The sequence below is a fragment of the Winogradskyella endarachnes genome, assembly GCF_009741275.1.
GTDB lineage: Bacteria > Bacteroidota > Bacteroidia > Flavobacteriales > Flavobacteriaceae > Winogradskyella > Winogradskyella endarachnes.
The window spans coordinates 726,630-748,555 of the sequence record NZ_WOWS01000002.1 but is presented as its reverse complement, the minus strand read 5'-3'; the positions used below and the strand labels follow the sequence as shown (position 1 = coordinate 748,555).

At 32.1% G+C, this 21,926-nt stretch carries 25 protein-coding genes; 11 read left to right on the top strand and 14 right to left on the bottom strand.

Annotation, left to right across the window (positions count from 1 at the left end):
• The first annotated feature begins 1 nt into the window (after window position 1).
• From GN138_RS08010 to GN138_RS07990, 5 genes are all read left to right on the top strand, one after another.
• A complete protein-coding gene (locus tag GN138_RS08010; RefSeq protein WP_157363269.1) occupies window positions 2-595 on the top strand; it encodes a Maf-like protein in 594 nt (197 codons plus the stop codon).
• A 79-nt stretch (window positions 596-674) separates the two neighbouring features.
• A complete protein-coding gene (locus GN138_RS08005) occupies window positions 675-1,613 on the top strand; it encodes a septum formation inhibitor Maf (RefSeq protein ID WP_157363268.1) in 939 nt (312 codons plus the stop codon).
• Window positions 1,614-1,649: 36 nt separating this feature from the next.
• The gene (locus GN138_RS08000; RefSeq protein ID WP_157363267.1) at window positions 1,650-2,183 is read left to right on the top strand and encodes a mechanosensitive ion channel domain-containing protein; all 534 of its coding nucleotides are present in this window, start codon (window positions 1,650-1,652) and stop codon (window positions 2,181-2,183) included.
• Window positions 2,184-2,185: 2 nt separating this feature from the next.
• Window positions 2,186-3,265, top strand: coding sequence for a magnesium/cobalt transporter CorA (gene corA / locus GN138_RS07995; RefSeq protein WP_157363266.1), 1,080 nt, complete (start codon window positions 2,186-2,188; stop codon window positions 3,263-3,265).
• Between the two features lie 62 nt (window positions 3,266-3,327).
• Window positions 3,328-3,735 carry a hypothetical protein gene (locus GN138_RS07990; protein ID WP_157363265.1) on the top strand — a complete coding sequence of 136 codons (408 nt, stop codon included), beginning with the start codon at window positions 3,328-3,330 and terminating at the stop codon, window positions 3,733-3,735.
• A gap of 7 nt (window positions 3,736-3,742) precedes the next feature.
• Here GN138_RS07990 and GN138_RS07985 read toward each other — a convergent pair whose 3' ends face one another.
• From GN138_RS07985 to GN138_RS07970, 4 genes are all read right to left on the bottom strand, one after another.
• Window positions 3,743-4,429 (bottom strand): peptidoglycan DD-metalloendopeptidase family protein, encoded by a 687-nt coding sequence (locus GN138_RS07985; RefSeq protein WP_157363264.1) that lies wholly within the window; start codon window positions 4,427-4,429, stop codon window positions 3,743-3,745.
• An 88-nt stretch (window positions 4,430-4,517) separates the two neighbouring features.
• Entirely contained in the window at window positions 4,518-6,104 is a 1,587-nt protein-coding gene (locus tag GN138_RS07980) for a hypothetical protein (protein WP_157363263.1), read from the bottom strand.
• Between the two features lie 63 nt (window positions 6,105-6,167).
• On the bottom strand, window positions 6,168-6,749 hold the full coding sequence (locus GN138_RS07975) for a hypothetical protein (RefSeq protein WP_157363262.1): 582 nt from the start codon (window positions 6,747-6,749) through the stop codon (window positions 6,168-6,170).
• Window positions 6,733-7,230 carry an RNA polymerase sigma factor gene (locus tag GN138_RS07970; protein WP_157363355.1) on the bottom strand — a complete coding sequence of 166 codons (498 nt, stop codon included), beginning with the start codon at window positions 7,228-7,230 and terminating at the stop codon, window positions 6,733-6,735. The genes GN138_RS07975 and GN138_RS07970 overlap by 17 nt, the downstream gene beginning before the upstream one ends.
• A 266-nt stretch (window positions 7,231-7,496) precedes the next feature.
• Between GN138_RS07970 and GN138_RS07965 the strand changes: the two genes are divergently transcribed.
• The 5 genes from GN138_RS07965 to GN138_RS07945 all read left to right on the top strand — a co-directional run bounded on the left by GN138_RS07965 (window position 7,497) and on the right by GN138_RS07945 (window position 11,486).
• A complete protein-coding gene (locus tag GN138_RS07965; protein WP_157363261.1) occupies window positions 7,497-8,063 on the top strand; it encodes a DUF2911 domain-containing protein in 567 nt (188 codons plus the stop codon).
• A 156-nt stretch (window positions 8,064-8,219) separates the two neighbouring features.
• Window positions 8,220-8,447 carry a hypothetical protein gene (locus GN138_RS07960; protein ID WP_157363260.1) on the top strand — a complete coding sequence of 76 codons (228 nt, stop codon included), beginning with the start codon at window positions 8,220-8,222 and terminating at the stop codon, window positions 8,445-8,447.
• 77 nt (window positions 8,448-8,524) lie between these two features.
• On the top strand, window positions 8,525-9,241 hold the full coding sequence (locus GN138_RS07955; protein ID WP_157363259.1) for a glycosyltransferase family 2 protein: 717 nt from the start codon (window positions 8,525-8,527) through the stop codon (window positions 9,239-9,241).
• Between the two features lie 8 nt (window positions 9,242-9,249).
• On the top strand, window positions 9,250-9,873 hold the full coding sequence (locus GN138_RS07950; protein WP_157363258.1) for a lipid-A-disaccharide synthase N-terminal domain-containing protein: 624 nt from the start codon (window positions 9,250-9,252) through the stop codon (window positions 9,871-9,873).
• 2 nt (window positions 9,874-9,875) lie between these two features.
• Window positions 9,876-11,486 (top strand): ArnT family glycosyltransferase, encoded by a 1,611-nt coding sequence (locus GN138_RS07945; RefSeq protein WP_157363257.1) that lies wholly within the window; start codon window positions 9,876-9,878, stop codon window positions 11,484-11,486.
• Here the strand turns inward: GN138_RS07945 and GN138_RS07940 are convergent.
• From GN138_RS07940 to GN138_RS07895, 10 genes are all read right to left on the bottom strand, one after another.
• Window positions 11,473-12,042, bottom strand: coding sequence for a phosphatase PAP2 family protein (locus GN138_RS07940; protein WP_157363256.1), 570 nt, complete (start codon window positions 12,040-12,042; stop codon window positions 11,473-11,475). The genes GN138_RS07945 and GN138_RS07940 overlap by 14 nt on opposite strands.
• Window positions 12,042-12,269 (bottom strand): hypothetical protein, encoded by a 228-nt coding sequence (locus GN138_RS07935; RefSeq protein WP_157363255.1) that lies wholly within the window; start codon window positions 12,267-12,269, stop codon window positions 12,042-12,044. The genes GN138_RS07940 and GN138_RS07935 overlap by 1 nt, the downstream gene beginning before the upstream one ends.
• A 197-nt stretch (window positions 12,270-12,466) precedes the next feature.
• Complete coding sequence (locus GN138_RS07930; RefSeq protein WP_157363254.1) at window positions 12,467-13,843, bottom strand: MATE family efflux transporter; 1,377 nt, start codon at window positions 13,841-13,843, stop codon at window positions 12,467-12,469.
• Between the two features lie 39 nt (window positions 13,844-13,882).
• Window positions 13,883-14,491 carry a MarC family protein gene (locus tag GN138_RS07925; protein ID WP_157363253.1) on the bottom strand — a complete coding sequence of 203 codons (609 nt, stop codon included), beginning with the start codon at window positions 14,489-14,491 and terminating at the stop codon, window positions 13,883-13,885.
• The gene (locus GN138_RS07920) at window positions 14,492-15,010 is read right to left on the bottom strand and encodes a DUF3124 domain-containing protein (RefSeq protein WP_157363252.1); all 519 of its coding nucleotides are present in this window, start codon (window positions 15,008-15,010) and stop codon (window positions 14,492-14,494) included.
• A 138-nt stretch (window positions 15,011-15,148) separates the two neighbouring features.
• Complete coding sequence (locus GN138_RS07915; RefSeq protein WP_157363251.1) at window positions 15,149-15,724, bottom strand: hypothetical protein; 576 nt, start codon at window positions 15,722-15,724, stop codon at window positions 15,149-15,151.
• 225 nt (window positions 15,725-15,949) lie between these two features.
• Entirely contained in the window at window positions 15,950-16,891 is a 942-nt protein-coding gene (locus GN138_RS07910; RefSeq protein ID WP_157363250.1) for an NAD(P)H-dependent flavin oxidoreductase, read from the bottom strand.
• Between the two features lie 155 nt (window positions 16,892-17,046).
• Window positions 17,047-18,666: a S8 family serine peptidase gene (locus GN138_RS07905; protein WP_157363249.1), complete on the bottom strand. Its 1,620-nt coding sequence runs from the start codon at window positions 18,664-18,666 to the stop codon at window positions 17,047-17,049.
• 109 nt (window positions 18,667-18,775) lie between these two features.
• Window positions 18,776-19,963 carry a tRNA 2-thiouridine(34) synthase MnmA gene (gene mnmA / locus GN138_RS07900; RefSeq protein ID WP_157363248.1) on the bottom strand — a complete coding sequence of 396 codons (1,188 nt, stop codon included), beginning with the start codon at window positions 19,961-19,963 and terminating at the stop codon, window positions 18,776-18,778.
• Window positions 19,964-20,101: 138 nt separating this feature from the next.
• Window positions 20,102-20,812 (bottom strand): toxin-antitoxin system YwqK family antitoxin, encoded by a 711-nt coding sequence (locus tag GN138_RS07895; protein ID WP_157363247.1) that lies wholly within the window; start codon window positions 20,810-20,812, stop codon window positions 20,102-20,104.
• Window positions 20,813-20,875: 63 nt separating this feature from the next.
• Here GN138_RS07895 and GN138_RS07890 point away from each other — a divergent pair, with 63 nt between their 5' ends.
• Window positions 20,876-21,856 (top strand): fasciclin domain-containing protein, encoded by a 981-nt coding sequence (locus tag GN138_RS07890; RefSeq protein WP_157363246.1) that lies wholly within the window; start codon window positions 20,876-20,878, stop codon window positions 21,854-21,856.
• Window positions 21,857-21,926 lie beyond the last annotated feature (70 nt).

Here is a 21,926-nt window from a genome sequence, read left to right as displayed (position 1 = left end):
TATGCTAAAGGAAAAACTAAAAGAATTTAATATAATTTTAGCATCAGGTTCTCCGCGTCGCCATGCCTTTTTAAAAGATATGCATCTCAATTTTGAGATAAAATTAAAACCTGTTGAAGAAATTTTTCCTGAGTATTTAAAACGCGAAGAGATTACCGATTTTTTAGCCAAACTAAAGGCTGAACCTTTTGCAACGGACCTTCAAAATAAAGACATCTTAATTACTAGTGATACCATTGTTTGGTTAGAAGACAAAGCTATAGGAAAGCCAAAGGATGAAGATGATGCCTTTAAAATGATTAAATCTTTAAGCAACAAAACTCATGAGGTTATTACCTCAATTTGCATAACGTTAAATGGGCAACAACAAGTAGTAAATACAGTTACAAAAGTAACTTTTAAGTCGCTTTCTGACGAGGAAATATTGTACTACATTAATAATTTTAAACCACTAGACAAAGCTGGTGCTTATGGTATACAAGAGTGGATTGGAGCTATTGCCATTACAAAAATTGAAGGCTCCTATAATAATGTAGTAGGCTTGCCAACCCATTTACTTTACAAAACGTTAAATAACATTGCAAACGGTTTTTAGAAGCGTATCTTTATTATAAAAAACTTAAGATGCTTGTTCTTCATTTTTTTATTTAGAACAACTTTAAAATACACTTAATATGATAAAGAAATTAAAATTGAGCTTTGTATTACTTACTATCAGTATTTTAAGTTCTATTGCTTGTAAAGAAGAAACACCCTCAAAAAAACAAGAAACAGCAGTACTTTCTGAAACAAAATTAGAACCTAAAGTGCCTAAACAAGAACTATCAAAAGCCTTTAAAGATTACTGGTATAATGGTGAAGCCGAAATTACATCTTATAAACTAGAACAAGCGCGCTATGGCGAAATAAAAGACGGAACCTCTGTTTTAATCTTTGTTACTGAAGATTTTATGCCAGAACAACAGGTTAAAGCCAACAATTATAGCACTGACAATATCCCGGTTTTAAAACTGAATATGACCAAGAATTTCAACACTGGCATTTATCCATATTCTATAATGCAAAGTACTTTTTTTCCTGTTGCTAATAATCAACATGCTCTAAAAATTTCGGCTTCTGTACAAGAATGGTGTGGCCATGTGTATACCCAATTAAACAATCGTGATAAATTTGAAGTGATGTCTCATTCTTACTTTCAAGGTGAAGCAGACGACGCATTTTCTTTAGAAAAAAATTGGACCGAAAATGAACTTTGGACAAAATTAAGAATTAACCCAAAAAGTCTTCCTGTTGGAGATATCAAAGTTATTCCTTCTATTGAAAGTGCAAGATTAAACCATGATGAACTTAAGGCTTACAATACCTCTGCTAAATTAGATGACAATAGCTATACACTGAGTTACCATAATTTAAGTCGTACATTACAAATAGAATTTAATTCTACTTTTCCGTATGAGATTTTAGGTTGGACAGAAACCACCACTACTGGTCATGGTCCTTCAGAAAAAACATTAACAACTAAAGCAACAAAATTAGAATCTCTTAAAACTGATTATTGGAATAAGAAAAGTAATGCAGATTTAAGTTTAAGAACAGATTTAAAATTGCAATAATTCTTTATAAAAATCTTAGAAAAATAAAATACCTTAATGACGCAATTCTTTAACAACAATTTAGAGCAAATTATCTCTTCAGTTATATTATTAATTATATTCATAATTATAAGAACCATTATAGTTATAACTGTAAAAAATATTGGTAAAAAAAGTGGCACCACAGAAGCAAGAGCTGGTTTAATTGGTCGTTATATTACAGTGATTTTGGTACTGATTGCTATACTTATAGAAATGTTTATTCTTGGTGTAGAACCAGAAGAAGTGTCTCTGGTATTTTCTTCTGTTTTTGCTGTAATTGGTGTTGGTTTGTTTGCAGTATGGTCTATTTTAAGTAATGTTACTTCTGGTGTTATTATGTTCTTTTCATTCCCTTATAGAGTTGGTGATAAAATTAGAATACACGATAAAGATTACCCTGTAGAAGCTATAATTGAAGACATTAGAGCTTTTCAAATTCATCTACGAGAAGATAATGGTGATTTAGTTACTTACCCAAATAACCTTCTTCTACAAAAAGCCGTAACTTTATTGCAAAAGGATGCATTAGATGATGCAAGTATTTTATAAAAATGAAGAAAAGAAGGCCTAAAAAACGTACCGAGAATTATAAAAAACATGCAGGACAAGTTCCTGGAACCCTAATTTACACTGGTGATAAATCACATAAAAATATAAAAATTGAGTCTTTCGATTACAACAAAGACTTTATTTCAGAAAAGCTACTTACTAATATTGAAGATGCTAAATCGTTTAAAGATACCGATTCTGTAACTTGGATTAATATAGATGGCTTAAGCTCTATTAAAGAAATTGAACATATTGGTTTACAATATAATTTGCATCCGCTTGTTTTAGAAGATATAGTAAATACAACCCAACGACCTAAAATTGATGAGTACGACGATTACCTATTTTTGGTTTTAAAAATGTTGTATTACGATGCTGATGAAAATATTGTAATAGAACAAGTAAGTTTTGCATTAGGTAAAAATTACGTACTCTCTTTTCAAGAATCTGAAGGTGATGTTTTTGATGCCATTCGCGAACGTTTACGAACAGGAAACGGAAGAATTAGAGGCTTAAAATCCGATTATTTATTATATGCTTTAATTGACGCTGTTGTAGATAACTACTTTAGTATAATTGAAACCTTAGGTAACAAAATTGAAGATTTAGAAACCGATTTGTTTGAAGGACATGCAAGAGATAACATTAGCATAGAAGTACAACAATTAAAGCGTGAAATCTTAAAAGTTAGACGTGCTATATTTCCACTTAGAGAAATTATAAATCGCATAGACAAAGGCGAACATCCACTGGTTTACAAACGTACACTTACGTACTATAGAGATATATATGACCATTTAATTCAGGTGTCTGAAAACATAGATATATACCGAGAAATGATTTGGAGTTTAATGGATATGTACATGACAACCATAAGCAATAAAATGAATGAAGTGATGAAAGTACTCACCATTATGTCTTCTATTTTTATTCCACTAACATTTCTGGCAGGTATTTACGGAATGAATTTTGAATACATACCAGAACTTAAATACCGTTATGGTTATTTTGTGCTTATAGGTATAATGTTCTTAATGTTTTTGGGCTTACTTTATTATTTTAAACGCAAAAAATGGTTGTAATTATAGTCTAGCAAGCCATTTTGTAATAATTTATTATCTTTTACCTTTTAATTAAAGTAACCATGAGAAATGTATTAGCAACTATTATAGGTTTAATTATAGCTAGTTTAACGGTTCACCTATTTGAGGCAGTAATTGGCCACAATTTATTTCCGATGCCTGCCAATGCACAGCTCTCTGACATGGAATGGATAAAAAACAACATGGATAAAATTCCTGTTGGTTCTAAAATTTTTGTTGTTATTGCTCATTTTGCGGGTATTATGGTTGGTATGATAGCGGCAGCAATGATTACTAAACAAAGTATAATTCCGTCTTATATTGTTGGTAGCTTAATGGTCATAGCCACTTTTGCGACCATTTTTATGCTCCCAAAAGAGTTATGGTTTACAGTCTCTGATGCGGTATTTGCTATTGCTGGATTTTTAATAGGAAAAATCATTGCCCAGAAACAGATTACTAAATTTTAAGCTAAGCCTATTTTAACTTTAAAAGTAAATTTGGATTTGGGCAATTAGCTTTGTAATATTCTAAATCCAATAAGCTACAAACACCTGGATAATCACCTTTGTAGCCCTCAATATCTTTTATAATCTGAAAATGCAAATGAGGCGGATAATCACCATTAACTTCAGCTGTTCCTAAAGTTGCCATTTGCTCACCTTGTTTCACCTTTTGGCCAATAGATTTATCAATTAATGAGGCTTCTGTGAGATGACCATACAGTGTGTAAAACTCAAATTCTTCAAACTTATGTTTTAAAATTAAAGTTGGTCCATAATCGCCATAATTAATATTATTATTAAAACTATGAATAATGCCATCTAAAGGTGCATAAATTGGCGTATTCGCTTTAATCCAGATATCTATTCCTAAATGAATGTTACGCTCAGAATCTGAATTCTGCTGATTAAAATACGTACTGCGTTGGTAAATATTTCGCTTTTCAAGATAACCACCAAAAGCAATTTTTGCCTTATTTGTTTTTATATAATTGAAAATATATTGTTCTAATTCTGAAGAAGATGATGTATCAACGGATTTTAATTGGAAATTATTAATTGATAAATCTAAAGCGATGTAGTCTGTTTTGTCTAGTGCAGCGTCTATAACAGAATGTGTATTGAGTGATTTTAAAAACGCTTGAAAAGACAGCTTAGTCATAAAATAAAATTTCCATAAAAATACGAATGTATTCCATGGAAAGCACGAAGAGAAAACATAAAACTTTGAAGATACTTAAGGCATACTTTTAATCAATTACCACATCACTATACTTGGCATTAATCATTATAGTTCGGTTAGTACTTTGCCCTTCTGGATAATTTCTAATGGTTTTTTGCTTTATAGATTTATTATTAAACATGGAGAGATTACCATTAAAATAAAGGGTATAATACAATCCTTTTGGCAATGCAATTAAAGCATCACAATGCTCTAAAACCAAATTAAGATTTTTAAATGTTGATGTTAGATTAGCAATAGTAAGTTCTCCAAAACTGCCATCTACAATACCTGTATCTGTAAGATTCTCAATATTTATATTAGAAGATTTAGAATTCAACACTAAATTATGAGCATTTTTAATCTGAGCTTTATCTACAAAATTAACGTTGAGTGTTCCTAAATTCCATGTGTCTACAAAAATAGGAGAGTAAGCTACATTGATGGAAGTGTCACCTCCATCAATGTGTTCTGCTTTTAATAATGAGTGTGCAATATCACCACTCATATTATAAATTACAGAGCTTAATTTTAATTCGCCATGTCTTATATTGGTTTTTAATTTCGCTTTTTTAGGTATTTTAATTTTAATCACCTTTTTCACTTTGCTGTCATTACCATTATCTAATCCGTAAATTACTCTAGAATTTCTTCTATTTTTTAAACTTTCTTTTCTAGCTTCTAAAGCATGTTGCCTCGCCTCTCTTTGAGATTCTAAAGCTTCTTTTCTATACTCTAAAGCCTCTGCTCTATGCTCTAAAGCCTCAGCTCGCGCTTCCATTTTATCATTAAAACGTTCGCCCCAAACTTTCATTTTCTCTGCCCATTCTTTGCCAAATTTCTCGCTAAACGCTTCGCCCCATTTTTCCATATCTTCACCATACTTTTCTCCAAATTTTTCGCCCCATTTCTCCATTTCTTTGGTCCATTTACCCTCAAATCGTTGAGCGTAATCTTTACCCCATTTTTCCATTTTTTCTTGATAACCAGATTCACCAAACTTTCTAGCCCAATCTTCCATTTTTTTCTGAAACTCCTTACCGCCTTTCTTTTCGTATTTTTTGCTCCATTCTGCTAAATACGTCTCGCCTTCTTCTTGGTATCTTTCGTAGTCAAATTCTATGGTAGTTACACCTTTAGGCAATTCTGGTAACGCTGGCATTTCTGGCATTTCTGGTAATATTGGGATATTAGGCATCTGAACCATTTCTGGTAATATTGGCATTTCTGGCATTTCTGGCATTTCTGGTAACTCTATAAGCTGATACTCTAAATCATTTAGTAAAACCGAATAATCATCAGTATCTAATAGCCCAATATACCTACTACCATTAGAGGTTATAGTTACTTTATCATTAGAACCTTCCACATTAAGACTCCAATGCTCTAAAGCTTCCTTTAATTGTTCGTTAGATAGTGTTTCACTTTCTATATAAGCTTCAATTTCTACGGTGTTTTTGTTCCAAGTTTCGAGTTGAATTTCAACATTACTGGTATTGAGGTCTACAATCACATCTTTATTAACTTTTATAGATTGCGATGTTTTATTCAGCGTTTTCTGTGCATAACCCAAAGTGGTAAAAAGACAGAGGATTAAAATTTTGATTTTGTTCATGATTTTTTAATTTAACTGTTCGTTTTTTGATTTAATTTGATTGATTGATTGGTACTGATTTGATTATAATGTCTTTTGTTCAATTACTGTATCACTAAAAGTTTTTAGTTTATCTTTTAAACGCATTACAAGCTTTAAACGAAACTTTAAGTTTTGTATTAAGGCATCTAAGGTTGCTTCATTAGGTCCGTTTTCATTGAGCTCTACGGTTAATTTTTTATACTCGTCATTTAACTCTTTTAAGCGTGCTACATAACCATCAAACAATTCTTTATTCTCTGGTGTTAAATGCACTTTAGATAATTCTAAGTTTATACTAGCTAAATAGTAATCTTCTACACGTTTAAAATCTGGTGATACATCTCCTAAAGATTTAATTTCTGTAGTAACCATTTCTTGTGGTTCTATTTCAACCTTTTCATTTTGAAAAAACTTTATAGCTCCAAAACTTAAGCCTAAAACCACTACAACACTTGCTGCCACTTTAAACAGCATAAAAGTGTTCAATGACTTTGACTTCTCTTCTTTTTTTATTGGTAATTCTATATCTAACTTTTGAAGAAATCGCAACTCATGCCCTTTAGACATTTTAACGGCTTCATTGTCTGCTTCATTTTTATATAAATCTCTAATATCTTGCTTCATTTCTTTTCAATTTTAAGGCATTTTTCAATTTTTGTTTTCCTCGCGATAATTGGGTTCTAGAGGCAACTTCGGTTATGTTTAATATTTCAGAAATTTCTTGGTGATCGTAACCTTCAACTAAATACAGTAACACTACATATTTATACTTTTCTGGTAATTTTTCAATTTCTTGGTTTACATTTTCAACGGTTATTCCTTTTTCAATCTCCCAATTGGTTTCACTATTTTCGGTTATAACATTTAAATGAAAGTCTTCTAATTCTACCATTCGTTGATGTTTAGATTTCAAAACATCAATACATCTATTAATCACAATACGTTTTAACCAAGCGCCAAAACTTACTTCTGCTTTATATTGTTCTAACTTAGAAAAAGCTTTAATAAAGGCATCTTGCACAACGTCTTCAGCTTCCATGGTATTATTTATATATCTATTGGCAACAGCCAACATTCCGTGACAATATTGATTATACAATTGCATTTGCGCTTGCCTATTGTTCTGTTTGCATTGTTCAACAATATGATTTTGAAACGTACTAATTTTACTTTTGGTTTTGATTGATTGCACCTTAAAGACGACTTAAAAAATGAAGTGTTGCAAAAATTTTTAGAAAATTTAAATTATTATAAGAAATACTTAAAATTCAGCGTTTGTACCTTATAAATTTAAGGAATTGAATTATCTTTAAACTTATAATGCATAAGTTTGCATTACATTGAACTTACATAAAAACTAGAATCACCACTATGTTGAAACGCCTTTTAATTATACTAAGCATATTAGCCTTAGGTTTACTATTATATTCTGTGTTTGTAGAAAATATTTTTGCACCACGTTTAAGTCCAAAAGATACTGCAGAAATTACATTAAACGATTTAAAATTAAAAGTAGAATACAACCGACCTTCTAAGCGAGAACGTGTGGTATTTGGTGCACTTGTACCTTTTGATAAAGTATGGCGAACTGGAGCAAACGAAGCAACAACGTTTGAAACCAACAAAGACTTGTTAATTGATGGTATGGTATTAAGAAAAGGAAAATATACCATTTGGACAGTGCCAATGAAAGAATCTTGGAAAGTGATGTTTAATTCTAAGCAGTATAAATGGGGAGTTAATGAAAAAATGGAACCAATGTGGGATCCAAATTACGATGCTTTAGAAATTGAAGTACCAGCAGAACATATTGACGAAATAATAGAACAATTTACCATTGCCTTTGATCACAAAACAGGAAACCTAAAGTTGACTATGGCTTGGGATAACACAGTTATTGAAGTGCCTTTAAAAGTTCACACACCAACAAAACCATAGATTATTAAATGTAAAACTCCCAAAAGAAGTAAAAAATTATCCTTTTGCTTTTACTGAAAAACGGCTTAACATTTGAATAAAAAAATAATCTATAGTATTATCATTTTAAATAGTTTTTGCCTGTTAGTTTTAATACAAATACAAGTTAGTATTTATATGGAATATTCTGTATCTACAGGAAAAAACAGAGCGTTGTTCGGTTTAACAGAATTTCTCCGCTACGGTCATAAATACTATTATGGCATTCTACCAGCTATAGGTTTTATAGTGAGTATAATAGTAGCTATAAAACATAGAATAAAAGAATTAGCTTTAGTAGCTGCCCTAATATCTTTAGTTGCTATTATTCTTTCAATTTTTAGTATTTGGAGATGGTTTATTTAATTAAATAACAATAAATAATTAGTCTTTATCAGTATAATAAAAATCAATACTTTTGCAACGACTAAGCCAACAAATACATGACGTATAAGTTTACCATCATAGTTCCTGTTTATAATGAGGAAGACAATTTAGAACGTGTAGAAAAAGAACTTTCTAACTACCTCAATATCGCTACGGTTTCAACTTCAATTCTATTTGTAAATGATGGCTCTACAGATAAAAGTCAGGCGTTAATAGAAGCCATTTGCGAGCGTAACGAAGCCTTTGATTATATTCTATTTAAAGAGAACAAAGGTTTAAGCGCAGCTATAAAAGCAGGTTTTGATTATGTAGATTCTGAACTTGTTGGTTATATTGATTCAGATTTACAAACCGCTCCCGAGGACTTTAATATTTTATTAGAGCATATAGATTCTTATGAATTAGTAACTGGTGTGCGCTCTAACCGAAAAGATTCTTTTGTAAAAAACATGTCTTCTAAAATTGCCAATGGCATTAGACGTGCATTTACGCATGATGGTATGGATGATACTGGTTGTCCGCTTAAAGTTATAAAAACAGACTACGCTAAACGCATACCCATGTTTAGAGGTTTACATCGTTTTTTACCTGCCATGATCATGTTACAAAACGGGCGCGTTACACAAATAACGGTTCAGCATTTTCCAAGAATGGCTGGTACAGCTAAATTTGGTTTATGGAATAGACTTTTAGGTCCTTTAATGGATTGCTTTGCTTATCTATGGATGAAGAAAAAATATATTAATTACGAAGTTTCAAAATCTAGTAAATAATCTAGCACATGAAAGACTGGATTATTTACAGCATTGGTTTTTTGGCGCAGATATTGTTTTCATCTCGATTAATTATACAATGGATAACCTCAGAAAAGCAACGCAAAGTTATAACTCCAAAAACGTTCTGGATCCTTAGTTTAATTGCTTCTTTCCTTCTATTTATTTATGGTTATTTACGCTTAGATTTTGCCATTATGTTAGGCCAAAGTTTAACCTACTTTATTTATATTAGAAATCTACAATTACAAGGTCAGTGGCAAAAATTTCCTAAAATAGTACAATACTTATTATTCTTTACGCCAATATTTATTGTTATTTTTTATTTTAATAACAATCAGATTGACGTAGACTTATTGTTTAAAAATGCAGATATTCCAACTTGGTTATTAGTTTTAGGAATTATAGCTCAGGTTATTTTTACTTTGCGTTTTGTGTATCAATGGATTCATTCTGAAAAACAAAAAGAATCTACCTTACCAATGGGCTTTTGGGTTTTGAGTTTAATTGGCGCAGGATTAATTCTTACCTATGCCATTATTAGAGAAGATCCTGTTTTGTTTGTTGGTCATCTATTTGGCTTAATAATTTATGCTAGAAATGCGTATTTAATCCGAAAAACTAAAGATTAAACATGATAAAACTTATAGAAAAATATCCTCTTATTAGTCTTTTAATTTTTGTTTTGGTAATGCTTGGTTTTACCATAGATGCAATTCCCGTAACCATTATGGAAGCTCGTAATTTTATTTCGGCAAGAGAAATGCTTACGGATGATAATTGGATTTTAACTACCATGAATGGTGAGCCACGTTACCAAAAACCACCTTTACCAACCTGGATTACTGCTGTATTTGGTTATATTTTTGGAATAACGTCCGTTTGGGCGTTGCGTTTACCTGCGTTACTCTTTTTAGCGAGTTTAGGTATTTCTACTTATTTATTATCTAAAAAACTAGAGCTTAGTAAAAGCCATAGTTTAATTAATGGATTTATTGTTTTAACCTCTTTTTATTGCATTGGTATTACTATTGAAGCGCCTTGGGATATTTACACCCATGGTTTTATGCTTATGGCTTTATATCAACTTTTTATTCTTTTTAAAGACCAAAAAACATCTATTTTAAGAAGTTTACTTTTTGTACTGTGCCTAGCTGGTTCTGTGTTATCTAAAGGACCTGTTTCGCTTTATGCATTATTCTTACCATTTGTAATTTCTTATGGTATTGCCTATAAATTTAGAGGAAAACCCATTCATTTTTTAAAATTAATTAGCCTTTTAGTCTTCGGAATTGTTTTAGGTGGTTGGTGGTATTTTCATGTAAGAATTGCAGACCCTGAAACATTTGCAGCTATTGCAGAACGCGAAACTTCTAATTGGAGCAGTTATAATGTAAGACCCTTTTATTATTACTGGAGTTTCTTTGTGCAGAGTGGCTTATGGACGATTCCTGCATTTATCAGTTTACTCTATCCTTATATGAAAACGAGAGTTAAAAATTTAAAAGCCTATCGTTTTAGTTTCTTTTGGACCATTATTGCTGTAATTCTACTCTCTGTTATTCCTGAAAAAAAATCGCGTTATTTAATGCCTGTTTTAATTCCATTGGCTATAAATATTGGATTTTATATAGCGTATTTAATTCGTGAATTCAAAACGCTAAAATCTAAGAAAGAAAAGATTCCTGTTTATTTTCAATTTGGGTTAATTGGTAGTATTGCTGTTTTATTTTGGGCAACTGGTTTTGTTTTGGCTCCTTCATTTACAGGGTTAGCTTGGATAAGATTTATAGCCACCTGTTTTGTTTTGGCTATTATTGGATTTTATATTATTAAGAATTTAAAGGCTAAAAATATAAAAACTGTATTCTACTTGTTTATAACGTTTATGATGAGTATTGGCTTTTTAGCTTTACCCATTGTAAAATACCAAGTGCAAGACAATTATAAGTCGGTTGCTGAGTTAGCTTCAGACAATTTACCTCTCTACTCTATCAGTGGAATTTCTCCTGAAGCTATTTACCATTATGGCGATAAAATTCAGCGTATTAAAACTGAAGTTGGACTTATAATTCCGGAAGAAAAACAATTTTATCTTTTAACATCGAAATCTAACACAGAAGATATAGCAGCCCTTAAAAAATTATATACCGTTGAATTTGTGGATACGTACAATTTAAACTTTACTAAAAGTGGACAACGCTCGCGTTTAGTAAACCAATTATATAAACTTACTCTGAAATAAAACGTTTTAAAAGGTATAATGTTAACTTATAGAATATAAAACCTGAAAACACACCAAAGGTTAAGCCACAAACCACATCTAAAGGGTAATGGACACCAACGTAAATACGACTGTACGCAACAACCAAACTCCAAACAATAAGAACATATATAAGGTTTTTAAAATAAGGTCTTAGTAATAAGCCTGCAAAAATTGCTGTAGACATTGAATTAGAAGAATGACCAGAGAAAAAACCATACTTACCACAACGTGGTGCGATAAAACGTGTTAAATCCATGATACTCTCTGCTCTACATGGTCTTGGCCGTTGAAACGTATCTTTAAATAAATTAGTCATTTGGTCTGTAAAAGCAATCATACCTGCTATTACAAATACCATTAACACTAATGCTCTCCAACCAAATTTCTTATAAATTAAATACAATAAAATAAGGTATAACGGTATTGATGAAAACTTATTTGTTATGGCTAACCATACATTATCCCAGTTTTCTGAGCCTAAATTATTAAGGTAAAGAAAGAGCTCACTATCTAATTGTAAAAGTTGTTCTAACATTAATCGTCGTATCTTGCTATTTCTCTATCGTAAAAATCAGTAGCTTGCTGAATGTAGTTTTCTGTTTCAGTTTCTAATTCTTTCTCGTCGTGTTGATCAAATTCTTCAAACCATTCTACTTCATCATTTTCTAGATTAATGATAAAACGAGGAAATTCTGTATGAATAATATATATAGCATCAGGATAATCTGTATTATCTCCTAATATAAACTTTGGTAATTCCATGAATATTAATATTGAATTCGGTGTGGCAAAAGTAGTAAATCTCTTTTAGTTTATATCAGCTAATTCTACTAATGATTTAAAACGTCAGTTTGCGCATCCTATTGAAAACTATCGGTTACTGAATTATCTGTTCTCTATACTAATTTCACGATTTATTAATCGTTAAATTCCCTGGGACAGACCTATTTCTATATTTCCTAACTACGCTCCACAATTAACTTATTAGTTAAATAATTAAATCGAATAAATAATAAAATAGCTGCTGTACTCAAACCAGCTAAAAGGCCTATCCAAATTCCTAAACTTCCGTAAGCCTCTTCTTTTCCTAAAAAATAACTAATAGGAAAGCCAATAACCCAATACGAAATAAATGTAATAACCGTAGGTACCATGACATCTTGAAGTCCACGTAATGCACCAAGCGCAATAACTTGCAAACTATCACTAATTTGAAAAACCGCAGAAGCAAGTAATAAAGTTGATGCAATTTTTACAACCTCAGCTGTATCTAATGCATTAACAGGGTCGTCTAAATCTACATATAAATTAGGTAGCATGTTATGAAATAACACAAAAAGCAAAGCAAAAATTACAGCAAAACCAAACCCGATTAAAAATATAGATTGTGCAATACGTTTTAAGCTTTTAAAATCTTTTAATCCTTTTTGATTACCAACTCTAATCATAGCTGCCACGCTTAAACCTGTGGCTACCATAAAGGTCATTGAAGATAAATTTAATGCAATTTGATTAGCAGCTTGTGCATTTGCTCCTAAGGTTCCGCTGAGCCAAATTGCAGCTGTAAAAATCGCCACCTCAAAAAACATCTGCATAGCACTTGGTAAACCTAAATTGGTAATCTTTTTTAATGAATAAGTCTCTAATTGAAAGAATTTAATATTAGTAACAAATGCCTTTGATTTTTCACGTTTGGCTAGTAACCACCACAAATAAGCCACCATAACAAAACGAGAGACCAAGGTCCCAACTGCTGCACCAACAATACCCATTTCTGGACAACCAAATTTCCCAAATATTAAAACATAATTTATGGCTACATTCAATACATTGGCAACAATGGTGGCATACATTGGATATTTGGTAAGCGACAAACCATCGCTAAACTGTTTAAATGCCTGAAAAACAATTAAAGGCACCAAAGAAAACGCCACCAAATCTAAATACGGAATAGCTAAAGCAACCACTTCTTCCGGTTGATCCATTACGTACATTAAGGGTTTGGCAAATAAGAGCATTACAAAAAGAAATATCCCTAAAACCGTGCATAAAAACAGGCCATGTTTAAAAACCGATTTTCCTTTTTCAAAATTATTCTCGGTATCTGCTTCTGCCACTAATGGTGTAATAGCTGTAGAAAACCCAATACCTAAAGACATGGCAATAAATATAAAACTATTACCTAAAGATACTGCAGCAAGTTCAGCAGCACCTAATTGCCCAACCATTACATTATCTACAAAACTCACAAAGGTATGCCCTAACATACCTAACATTACAGGTGATGCTAGTTTGAGATTGTACTTAAATTCTTTTGTGTAGTCACTTAAAACCATTTTGCAAAAGTAATACTTCGTTTTGCTATAATGGTCTAATTATTTCGCAAAATAATCTGAAATTCCTGATAAGATATTCTGAACAGCATAAGCAGCTAAAATTAAGCCCATAACTTTACTAATTACGGTTATTCCATAACTTCCAATGCGCTTTTGCACTTTAGTTGCTGCCAACAAAATTAAACATGTAATACCAATAACTACTAGCACTAAAAACGTGGTAAAGATTTGTTCGTTAATAGTATATTTATGGTTATCTGTTAATAATACCACAGCCATTATAGCTCCAGGCGACGCAATAGAGGGTATGGCTACAGGAAATATAGTTACATGTTTGTAATCTGAAATGTGACTCTTTTCATTTTCGGGTTTACCATCACCAAAAATCATGGTTAAAGCAAATAAAAATAAAATTACACCTCCTGAAATCTGAAACGCATCTAAAGACACTTCCATGCTTTCTAAAATTAGCTGGCCAATTACAATAAAGAAGAGTAAAATAAAGAAAGCAACACCAGAAGCTCTAAGCGCTATTTTTTTCTTAAACTTTGTATCAAATTCTTTAGTTGCCTCTAAAAAAACAGGTACCGAACCAATGGGGTCAATTACTGCAAATAGAAAAAATATGCTTGTAATAATCTCTGCCATTTATCTAATTCTTTTAGCATGCGTTACAAAAGACAAACCTTGCTGACCAGCTGTGGAGGTCATTACACCTTCAAAAAGTGGTTCTGGTGCGTTATTAGGAATTTTCCAATCGAATAAAAAATTAGAACCTGTACCACCTGAAATATCAGATTCATCAATAACAATTTCTACGGTTTCTAATGGTGCTAAATACACTGGGTTTTTAATATAACTTTTTAAAAGTGTGCCATGCGTATCGTAATAATCTGCGTTGGTAAGATAGATTGTATCTTTCATACTCACGTTTCTTAAACTTACCATAGCGGTTAAATTATAGGTTTTATGCTGAGAGTAACTATAAATCTGAGAATACACAGAGAGATAAGAATGACCAGAAGTTAATAAAGAATCTGCAATAGACATTGAAGCTACACGCTCATTCCAATTAACTTTTAGAGGTTCTTCTGGATCTAAGTTAATCTTATTTTCACAAGCGTATAGACCAAGAAGCAGTATGGAAAGTAATAGTATTTTTTTCATAGCTTAATAGTTAATTCAACAAGATAAAGATAATTGATTACATTTAGTTGGTAGAAATATTTTTTAGGATAATTTATATACCATATACTGACATATAAAATAATACCTCAGCTATATTAATATAACATTTTAGAGCGTCTACTTTTTTAATAGTTTGATTAAAGGCGCTCTATATTCTTCATCTTTTTCGTTTAAAGAAACAATGCCTTTTGCAAAATTAAAGTTCACAAATAACTCTGAATAATCTTCTTCGCCTTCTAAGAAAATTTTAAATCGGCTTTCTCCGCTTTTATAATTTGTCTTTTCTTGATTAAGATTAGCGCAAGTAAAGGTTTGAGAATCCATGAGTTTAAGATTATCGTTTTGAAGTCCATATTTTTCAGATAAAAACTCCAATAAATTATCACTTACTTTTCCTTTTGAAACAAATTGAATGCCTTCACCAATAAACATATTTTTTGGTACTCCATTAACAAATCCTGCAGGAATATCTTTTTTTAACCTTACAATAAGCCCAATAGTATCTTTATTTACAATTGCACCAGAGTTGTACTCATAATAACTATCAAGTTCTTTACTTTCAATTATAGTAAGCGGTACATCAACATAACCATCTACTATTTCTAGGTTTGTTAAGTCTATAATTGGCTTGTTTTCATTTTCACAACCTAAAAGTCCTAATGTAAGTATGGATAGGAGGAGTCTTTTTCTCATGGCTAACTAATTAATTGTTTAAGTTAAAGATAATATGAAAGATTTAATTTAAAGATAATTTAAGTATTGCGCTTAACTGTAATTGATACAAATCCGTTTTAAGGAATCATGTCAAACGTTATTGAAACAAGATCAGGACAAGTAAGCGAAGTTAATATTTAAGAATAATGATTTCAATACGTAGAACCACATATTTTTAAGAAAAATATTACAAAACCAATTATATTAAAATGTAGCAACTAATTTCTTTGCTTCTTCAAACTCTTCAACCATAGCTTTTACAATCTCAGCCACTGGTTTTACCTCATGGATTAATCCAGAAATTTGGCCAATTTCTAATTCACCATCTTCTAAATCACCTTCAAACATACCACGTTTAGCTCTTGCTCTTCCTAATAATTCTTTAAGTTGTTCTGGTGTTGGACCTGTTTTATATAGTTCTTGTACTTGGTTGTAGAATTTGTTTTTAATTAATCTTACAGGTGCTAATTCTTTTAAGGTGAGTTGTGTATCGCCTTCTTTAGCATCTACAACCACTTGCTTAAAGGCGGCATGAGCTGAGGATTCTTCACTAGCCACAAAACGGCTACCAACTTGCACACCATCTGCCCCCAAAACCATACAGGCTAACATGGCTTTACCTGTGGCAATACCTCCTGCTGCTATTAACGGAATTTGAAGTTGTTCTTTTACCATTGGTATTAACGTTAGGGTTGTGGTTTCGTCTCTTCCGTTATGGCCTCCTGCTTCAAATCCCTCAGCAACAACAGCATCTACACCTGCTTCTTGTGCCTTTAATGCAAATTTTACACTACTCACCACATGTACAACAGTTATGCCTTTATCTTTTAACCATTTGGTCCACGTCTTTGGATTTCCGGCTGCGGTAAACACAATTTTAACGTCCTCTTCAACAATGATATCCATAATTTCTTGAAGGTCTGGATACAACATTGGTACATTAACGCCAAAAGGTTTATCGGTTGCTGCTTTACATTTTTTAATATGCTCACGCAACACTTCTGGATACATAGAACCAGCACCAATTAAGCCTAATATACCAGAATTACTAGCTGCTGAGGCTAATTTCCAGCCACTATTCCAAATCATTCCGGCTTGGATAATTGGATATTTTATATTGAAAAGTGAAGTGATTTTGTTTGCCATGTGAAATTATATCTGTTGAAATAGAGTATAAATTTCGGCAATTCAAACGAGTTTCACCATTGAAAATAAGGATAATTTTAGTCCACGTTGTTTTCGATACAATTTCTTTCTCGAAAAATTTCAGGATTTAAATCAATAGAACTAATGTTCCATTTTTAATTAGAACTACGAATAAACTTGAACGTTTTTGAATTATTTTGAGTTGAAAGTTTCATCAAATAAATACCTGAAGCTAAACCTGAAACATTAATCGTTTTTAAATTTTCAGTTACAGATTGACTCAATATTTCTTGGCCTAATTGATTGTAAACAAAAACTTCAACTTTATCAACATTTGAAGGAATGTCAATATTTAAAGTTGTCCTTACAGGATTAGGATAAAAATTGAAGGTTTCTTTTGCTAAACTATCTATTGATAATGCATTTGTTCTGGCTAAATCTAAATCTGGAATTCCATACCCTAAGAAGTCATCTGGTGTTGTATATTGAGAAGCGGATTCTCTAACAAAATCCATAATTTCAGAAGGTGAAGCATCTGGTATGGCTTGCCATAATGAAGCAATACCACCACACATAATTGGTCCACTAAACGATGTTCCGTTATTTTGCACAATATTATCATATTCACTTATAACATAAGCAGCTCCACCTCTAGCAACTACATCTGGTTTTTGGTAACCCACTTGCGCAGCACCTCCTTGCGAACTAAACGCTACATAATTACCAGCTGCGTCTACAGCACCAATACTTAAAACGTCTGGAGAATCTGCAGGCGAACCCACAGTTTGCCAAGCCGTTGCACCAGAATTTCCGGCACTAACAACAACCAAAATACCTTTTTCTGCAGCTATGGAAGCGCCTCTGGCAATAAAGGTAACTTGCCCATTCATATCTGCAGGTGTGTAATTATAATTAGAGTTGTCGTAATCTGTGTAACCCAAAGATGTATTAATCATATCTACACCTAAACTATCTGCACGTTCTGCCGCTTCTACCCAGTAACTTTCTTCTACAGGATTTTCACTTGCAGAGTCTTCGGTTCTAAATAAATAATAGGAAGCATCTGGAGCAGTACCAACATATTGGTCTTGCACAAAACCAGCCATTGTGCTCAGAACTTTTGTACCGTGATTGTTTCCCGTATAAGCATAAACATCTGAAACCCTATCTACAAAATCATAACCATTTAGTAAATCGCCATTATCTCGTAAACGCTGAAAACCAGACATGGTATTAACATTAGGAAAACCAGCATCCATTACAGCAATGGTAATGCCCTCACCTGTAAAATCATCAATATGCAAATTATCTGCATTAATCATTTCTACTTGGTTTTGCGTGTCTCCATACGTAAAAATGATGGACTCATTTTCTATTTCATGTTTATCTGTTACTGCAGTCCCTCTTGAGGCGGCATCTAAATTATTGTTTGCAAAATCTATACTATCTACATAGGTTAAACTGCTTAAAGCATCAATATCTACTTGAGTCCCTCTAACATGCACAGCATTAAACCACTTAGATTTAGCCATAACTGTAATCCCAGTTTGAAGTTTTAAATCTGAAATATAGGCTTCATTAACAGGCACATCGCGTTCATCTATAGCTACATTATGATTTTGTTTTCTATCAATAGCTTTTTGGGTTAAGATGCTAATAGGATTAGCAATTGAAGCTGCTACATTAGGTTTATCAGTAAGATAAATCCATGCGTCTTCTTGGGCGAAACTAGTGGAGATAAATACTAAAAATAGAAGTGTAAATATGTTTTTCATAAAACTATATATTTTTATTCTTTTTAACGCAATTTTCAGTTTATAAACGTTGACACTCTGTAATACAACTTTTATTTTATAACTACTTGTCTATTAATTTCTATGCAAGTTAAGAAATAACACCTGAACCTAATAATTCATCTTCCACATACCAAGCTACAAACTGACCTTCGGTTATTGCAGATTGTTTATTTTCAAATTCCACGTATAATCCTGATGCGACTTTATGCAAGGTTGCTTTTTCTAAATTTTGTCTGTAACGAATCCTTGCCATAACATCTAAAGTGTCACCTTCATTAATAGCTAAATCTTCGCGTACCCAATGCAATTCTTCATTAGATACAAACAATACATTTCTGTATAATCCAGGATGTTGTTTACCTTGACCTGTGTAAATTACATTCTCGTTAACATCTGTATCAATTACAAACAAAGGTTCTACTGTACCACCAACACCTAGTCCCTTTCGTTGGCCTTTGGTAAAATAATGTGCACCTTGATGTTTACCAACAACTTTGCCATCCGTTACATTATAATTTGGTTTTTTAGATAAAAACTCTAGTTCGGCTTCTTTAGAATTAAATGTTGGAATTACTTGATTGTAAATTTTAAAATTAGAATCCACCTCAACAATATTACCCTCTTTAGGTTTTAATTGTTGTTGAAGAAATTCTGGCAATCTTACTTTTCCAATAAAACATAAGCCTTGAGAATCCTTCTTTTCTGCAGTAATTAAATCTTGGGCTTTAGCAATTTCTCTTACTTCTGGTTTTTGTAATTCGCCAATAGGAAATAAAGCTTTTGCTAATTGCTGTTGCGACAATTGACAAAGAAAATACGATTGGTCTTTATTATTATCTGCACCAGCTAATAGTTGATGTATTTGTTTTCCGTCTTTTTCTATCGTAGCTTTTCTGCAGTAATGACCAGTTGCTACATAATCTGCACCAAGTTCTAAGGCAATATCCATAAAGACATCGAACTTAATTTCACGATTACATAATACATCAGGATTTGGTGTACGCCCTTTTTCATATTCATTAAACATATAATCTACAATACGCTCTTTATATTGCTCGCTTAAATCTACAGTTTGAAATGGAATACCTAATTTATCTGCTACTAACATAGCGTCGTTGCTATCCTCTAACCAAGGACATTCGTCTGAAATGGTTACAGAATCATCGTGCCAATTTTTCATGAATAAGCCAATAACCTCATAGCCTTGCTCTTTTAAAAGATAAGCGGCAACACTAGAATCTACACCTCCTGAAAGTCCTACTATAACTCTTTTCATAATCATTCCCTGTAAAACAGTAATCTCGTTTTAATTTACAAAATCTTAGTCTAAAAAACTTTGGCAAAATTACAAAATAAAAAAGGCAATCTTTGTAAGATTGCCATTTTCAAATTCTATAGACTGTATAGCTTAAAACTATTCTTTCTTAAATATAATTTCGCCAGTGGTATGGTCTATTTTTTTGTGAAGCTCACCTGCTTTGTAATATTTCCAAATACCATCTTTTTTACTTTTCTTGTAATTGCCCTCAGAAACGACGTCGCCTTCCGAATTGTAATGAATGGTTTTTCCTTCTAAATGACCATCTTTGTATTGTGCATGCCTTAGTAACACGTTTTGTTCTGAATACCATTTTGATTCACCATGTAACTCACCATTTTTATAGTTAGCGCTTTCTGCAACTTTTCCATTTTTAAAAAATACAATACGTTTGCCATCTAATACGCCATCCTCATTGTAATATTCCTTTATCATAATATCAGTAGAATTTTTATGATAAAAAATCCATTGGCCTATAAAACGTTTCCCGTTCATTTTACCCTTACTAATCACTTTTTTGGTTGACGAAAAAAAGGTGACATCTGCAATACTATCTTTCTCATTGAAGACTTTTACAGCACTCAACACACTTTTACCAGAAGATAAGGTATAGTATTTAAATGAATCAACTTCTTTGCCATGCACAAAAGTGCCCTCGTAACGTTTTTGGTCAGTTTTATGGTAGTTTTTTGTCCATATACCGTGACGTTTGCCGTTTTTATCAAATTGATTTACAGATTTTTGGGCATTAGCAGTTGTTAAAAAAACTGTTAAAATAAAAAGAGAATAAATTTTTTGTTTAACCATTTTCTATATTTGTTAAACAAACCAGTGAGGTTTGAATGTTGAACAATTTAAAAACTCAAAACAATGAAAATTATTTCAAAAAACTTCAAATTACTTGCAGTATTTCTATTGGTTATAGGTTTTACTGCTTGCAGTGACGACGACGACAATGGTACAACAACACCAACTACCGTTGTGGATATTGCTTTAGCAAACAATTTAACGTCCTTGGCAGCTGCCTTAGAAGCCACTGATTTAGTGACAACTTTACAAGGTGATGGACCATTTACTGTATTTGCACCAACTAATGAGGCTTTTACTGATTTATTAGCAGCAACTGGTTTAGATTTAAACGATTTATCAGACGATGAAGAAGATTTAGTAAGAAACATATTATTAAACCACGTAATTATTGGAGAAACGGTTAATTCTTCTGCCTTAATTACAGCAGGTTCTGGTTATACTAACACTGCAGCAACTGGCCCAAATGATGAAAATTTAAGTTTATATTTTACAACATCTAATGGTGTAATGTTAAATGGTTCTGCAACAGTAACAAGTGCAGATAATACAGCATCTAATGGCATTGTTCATATTGTAGATGAAGTTATTGGTTTACCAACCATTGCAACTTTTGCCACAACTAATGATGCTTTAGATACTCTAGTTACAGCTTTAGCGTATGCAGATTCTGGCACACCAACTGTACCTTATATTGAAACGGTATCTGATGCTACTGCTGGCCCATATACTGTATTTGCACCAACAAATGATGCATTTTCAGATTTATTAACTGAGTTAAACATTTCTGCGCTAACAGATTTAGATACAGCTACTGTAGATGCTGTTTTATTATATCATATTGTTAATGCCAATGTACAATCTTCTGGTTTACCTAATGGTACAGTAACAACACTTGGTGGTGATATTACAGCAGATAACTCAGCATTTACGTTAACTGATGCTAACGGAAGAGTTAGCAACATTGTAGTGTCTTTAGTAGACATCCAAGCTATAAATGGTGTGGTACACGTTATTGACAAAGTGATTTTAACTCCACAATAATATTAAACAAAGACTGATTACCTAAATTTAAGTTGATTAATAGTTAGAATGTAGAAGCCCATACTTTGGT

What these genes read in the sequence shown, in the direction of transcription:
- GN138_RS07905 (WP_157363249.1), bottom strand. Translation starts at nt 18,666, where the DNA reads ATGAAAAACATATTTACACTTCTATTTTTAGTATTTATCTCCACTAGT.
- GN138_RS07895 (WP_157363247.1), bottom strand. Translation starts at nt 20,812, where the DNA reads ATGGTTAAACAAAAAATTTATTCTCTTTTTATTTTAACAGTTTTTTTA.
- GN138_RS07945 (WP_157363257.1), top strand. Translation starts at nt 9,876, where the DNA reads ATGATAAAACTTATAGAAAAATATCCTCTTATTAGTCTTTTAATTTTT.
- GN138_RS07925 (WP_157363253.1), bottom strand. Translation starts at nt 14,491, where the DNA reads ATGGCAGAGATTATTACAAGCATATTTTTTCTATTTGCAGTAATTGAC.
- mnmA (WP_157363248.1), bottom strand. Translation starts at nt 19,963, where the DNA reads ATGAAAAGAGTTATAGTAGGACTTTCAGGAGGTGTAGATTCTAGTGTT.
- GN138_RS07955 (WP_157363259.1), top strand. Translation starts at nt 8,525, where the DNA reads ATGACGTATAAGTTTACCATCATAGTTCCTGTTTATAATGAGGAAGAC.
- GN138_RS07970 (WP_157363355.1), bottom strand. Translation starts at nt 7,230, where the DNA reads ATGCAATTGTATAATCAATATTGTCACGGAATGTTGGCTGTTGCCAAT.
- GN138_RS07950 (WP_157363258.1), top strand. Translation starts at nt 9,250, where the DNA reads ATGAAAGACTGGATTATTTACAGCATTGGTTTTTTGGCGCAGATATTG.
- GN138_RS07930 (WP_157363254.1), bottom strand. Translation starts at nt 13,843, where the DNA reads ATGGTTTTAAGTGACTACACAAAAGAATTTAAGTACAATCTCAAACTA.
- GN138_RS07940 (WP_157363256.1), bottom strand. Translation starts at nt 12,042, where the DNA reads ATGTTAGAACAACTTTTACAATTAGATAGTGAGCTCTTTCTTTACCTT.
- GN138_RS07990 (WP_157363265.1), top strand. Translation starts at nt 3,328, where the DNA reads ATGAGAAATGTATTAGCAACTATTATAGGTTTAATTATAGCTAGTTTA.
- GN138_RS07980 (WP_157363263.1), bottom strand. Translation starts at nt 6,104, where the DNA reads ATGAACAAAATCAAAATTTTAATCCTCTGTCTTTTTACCACTTTGGGT.
- GN138_RS07935 (WP_157363255.1), bottom strand. Translation starts at nt 12,269, where the DNA reads ATGGAATTACCAAAGTTTATATTAGGAGATAATACAGATTATCCTGAT.
- corA (WP_157363266.1), top strand. Translation starts at nt 2,186, where the DNA reads ATGAAGAAAAGAAGGCCTAAAAAACGTACCGAGAATTATAAAAAACAT.
- GN138_RS07960 (WP_157363260.1), top strand. Translation starts at nt 8,220, where the DNA reads ATGGAATATTCTGTATCTACAGGAAAAAACAGAGCGTTGTTCGGTTTA.
- GN138_RS07920 (WP_157363252.1), bottom strand. Translation starts at nt 15,010, where the DNA reads ATGAAAAAAATACTATTACTTTCCATACTGCTTCTTGGTCTATACGCT.
- GN138_RS07975 (WP_157363262.1), bottom strand. Translation starts at nt 6,749, where the DNA reads ATGAAGCAAGATATTAGAGATTTATATAAAAATGAAGCAGACAATGAA.
- GN138_RS08000 (WP_157363267.1), top strand. Translation starts at nt 1,650, where the DNA reads ATGACGCAATTCTTTAACAACAATTTAGAGCAAATTATCTCTTCAGTT.
- GN138_RS07985 (WP_157363264.1), bottom strand. Translation starts at nt 4,429, where the DNA reads ATGACTAAGCTGTCTTTTCAAGCGTTTTTAAAATCACTCAATACACAT.
- GN138_RS07910 (WP_157363250.1), bottom strand. Translation starts at nt 16,891, where the DNA reads ATGGCAAACAAAATCACTTCACTTTTCAATATAAAATATCCAATTATC.
- GN138_RS08010 (WP_157363269.1), top strand. Translation starts at nt 2, where the DNA reads ATGCTAAAGGAAAAACTAAAAGAATTTAATATAATTTTAGCATCAGGT.
- GN138_RS07890 (WP_157363246.1), top strand. Translation starts at nt 20,876, where the DNA reads ATGAAAATTATTTCAAAAAACTTCAAATTACTTGCAGTATTTCTATTG.
- GN138_RS08005 (WP_157363268.1), top strand. Translation starts at nt 675, where the DNA reads ATGATAAAGAAATTAAAATTGAGCTTTGTATTACTTACTATCAGTATT.
- GN138_RS07915 (WP_157363251.1), bottom strand. Translation starts at nt 15,724, where the DNA reads ATGAGAAAAAGACTCCTCCTATCCATACTTACATTAGGACTTTTAGGT.
- GN138_RS07965 (WP_157363261.1), top strand. Translation starts at nt 7,497, where the DNA reads ATGTTGAAACGCCTTTTAATTATACTAAGCATATTAGCCTTAGGTTTA.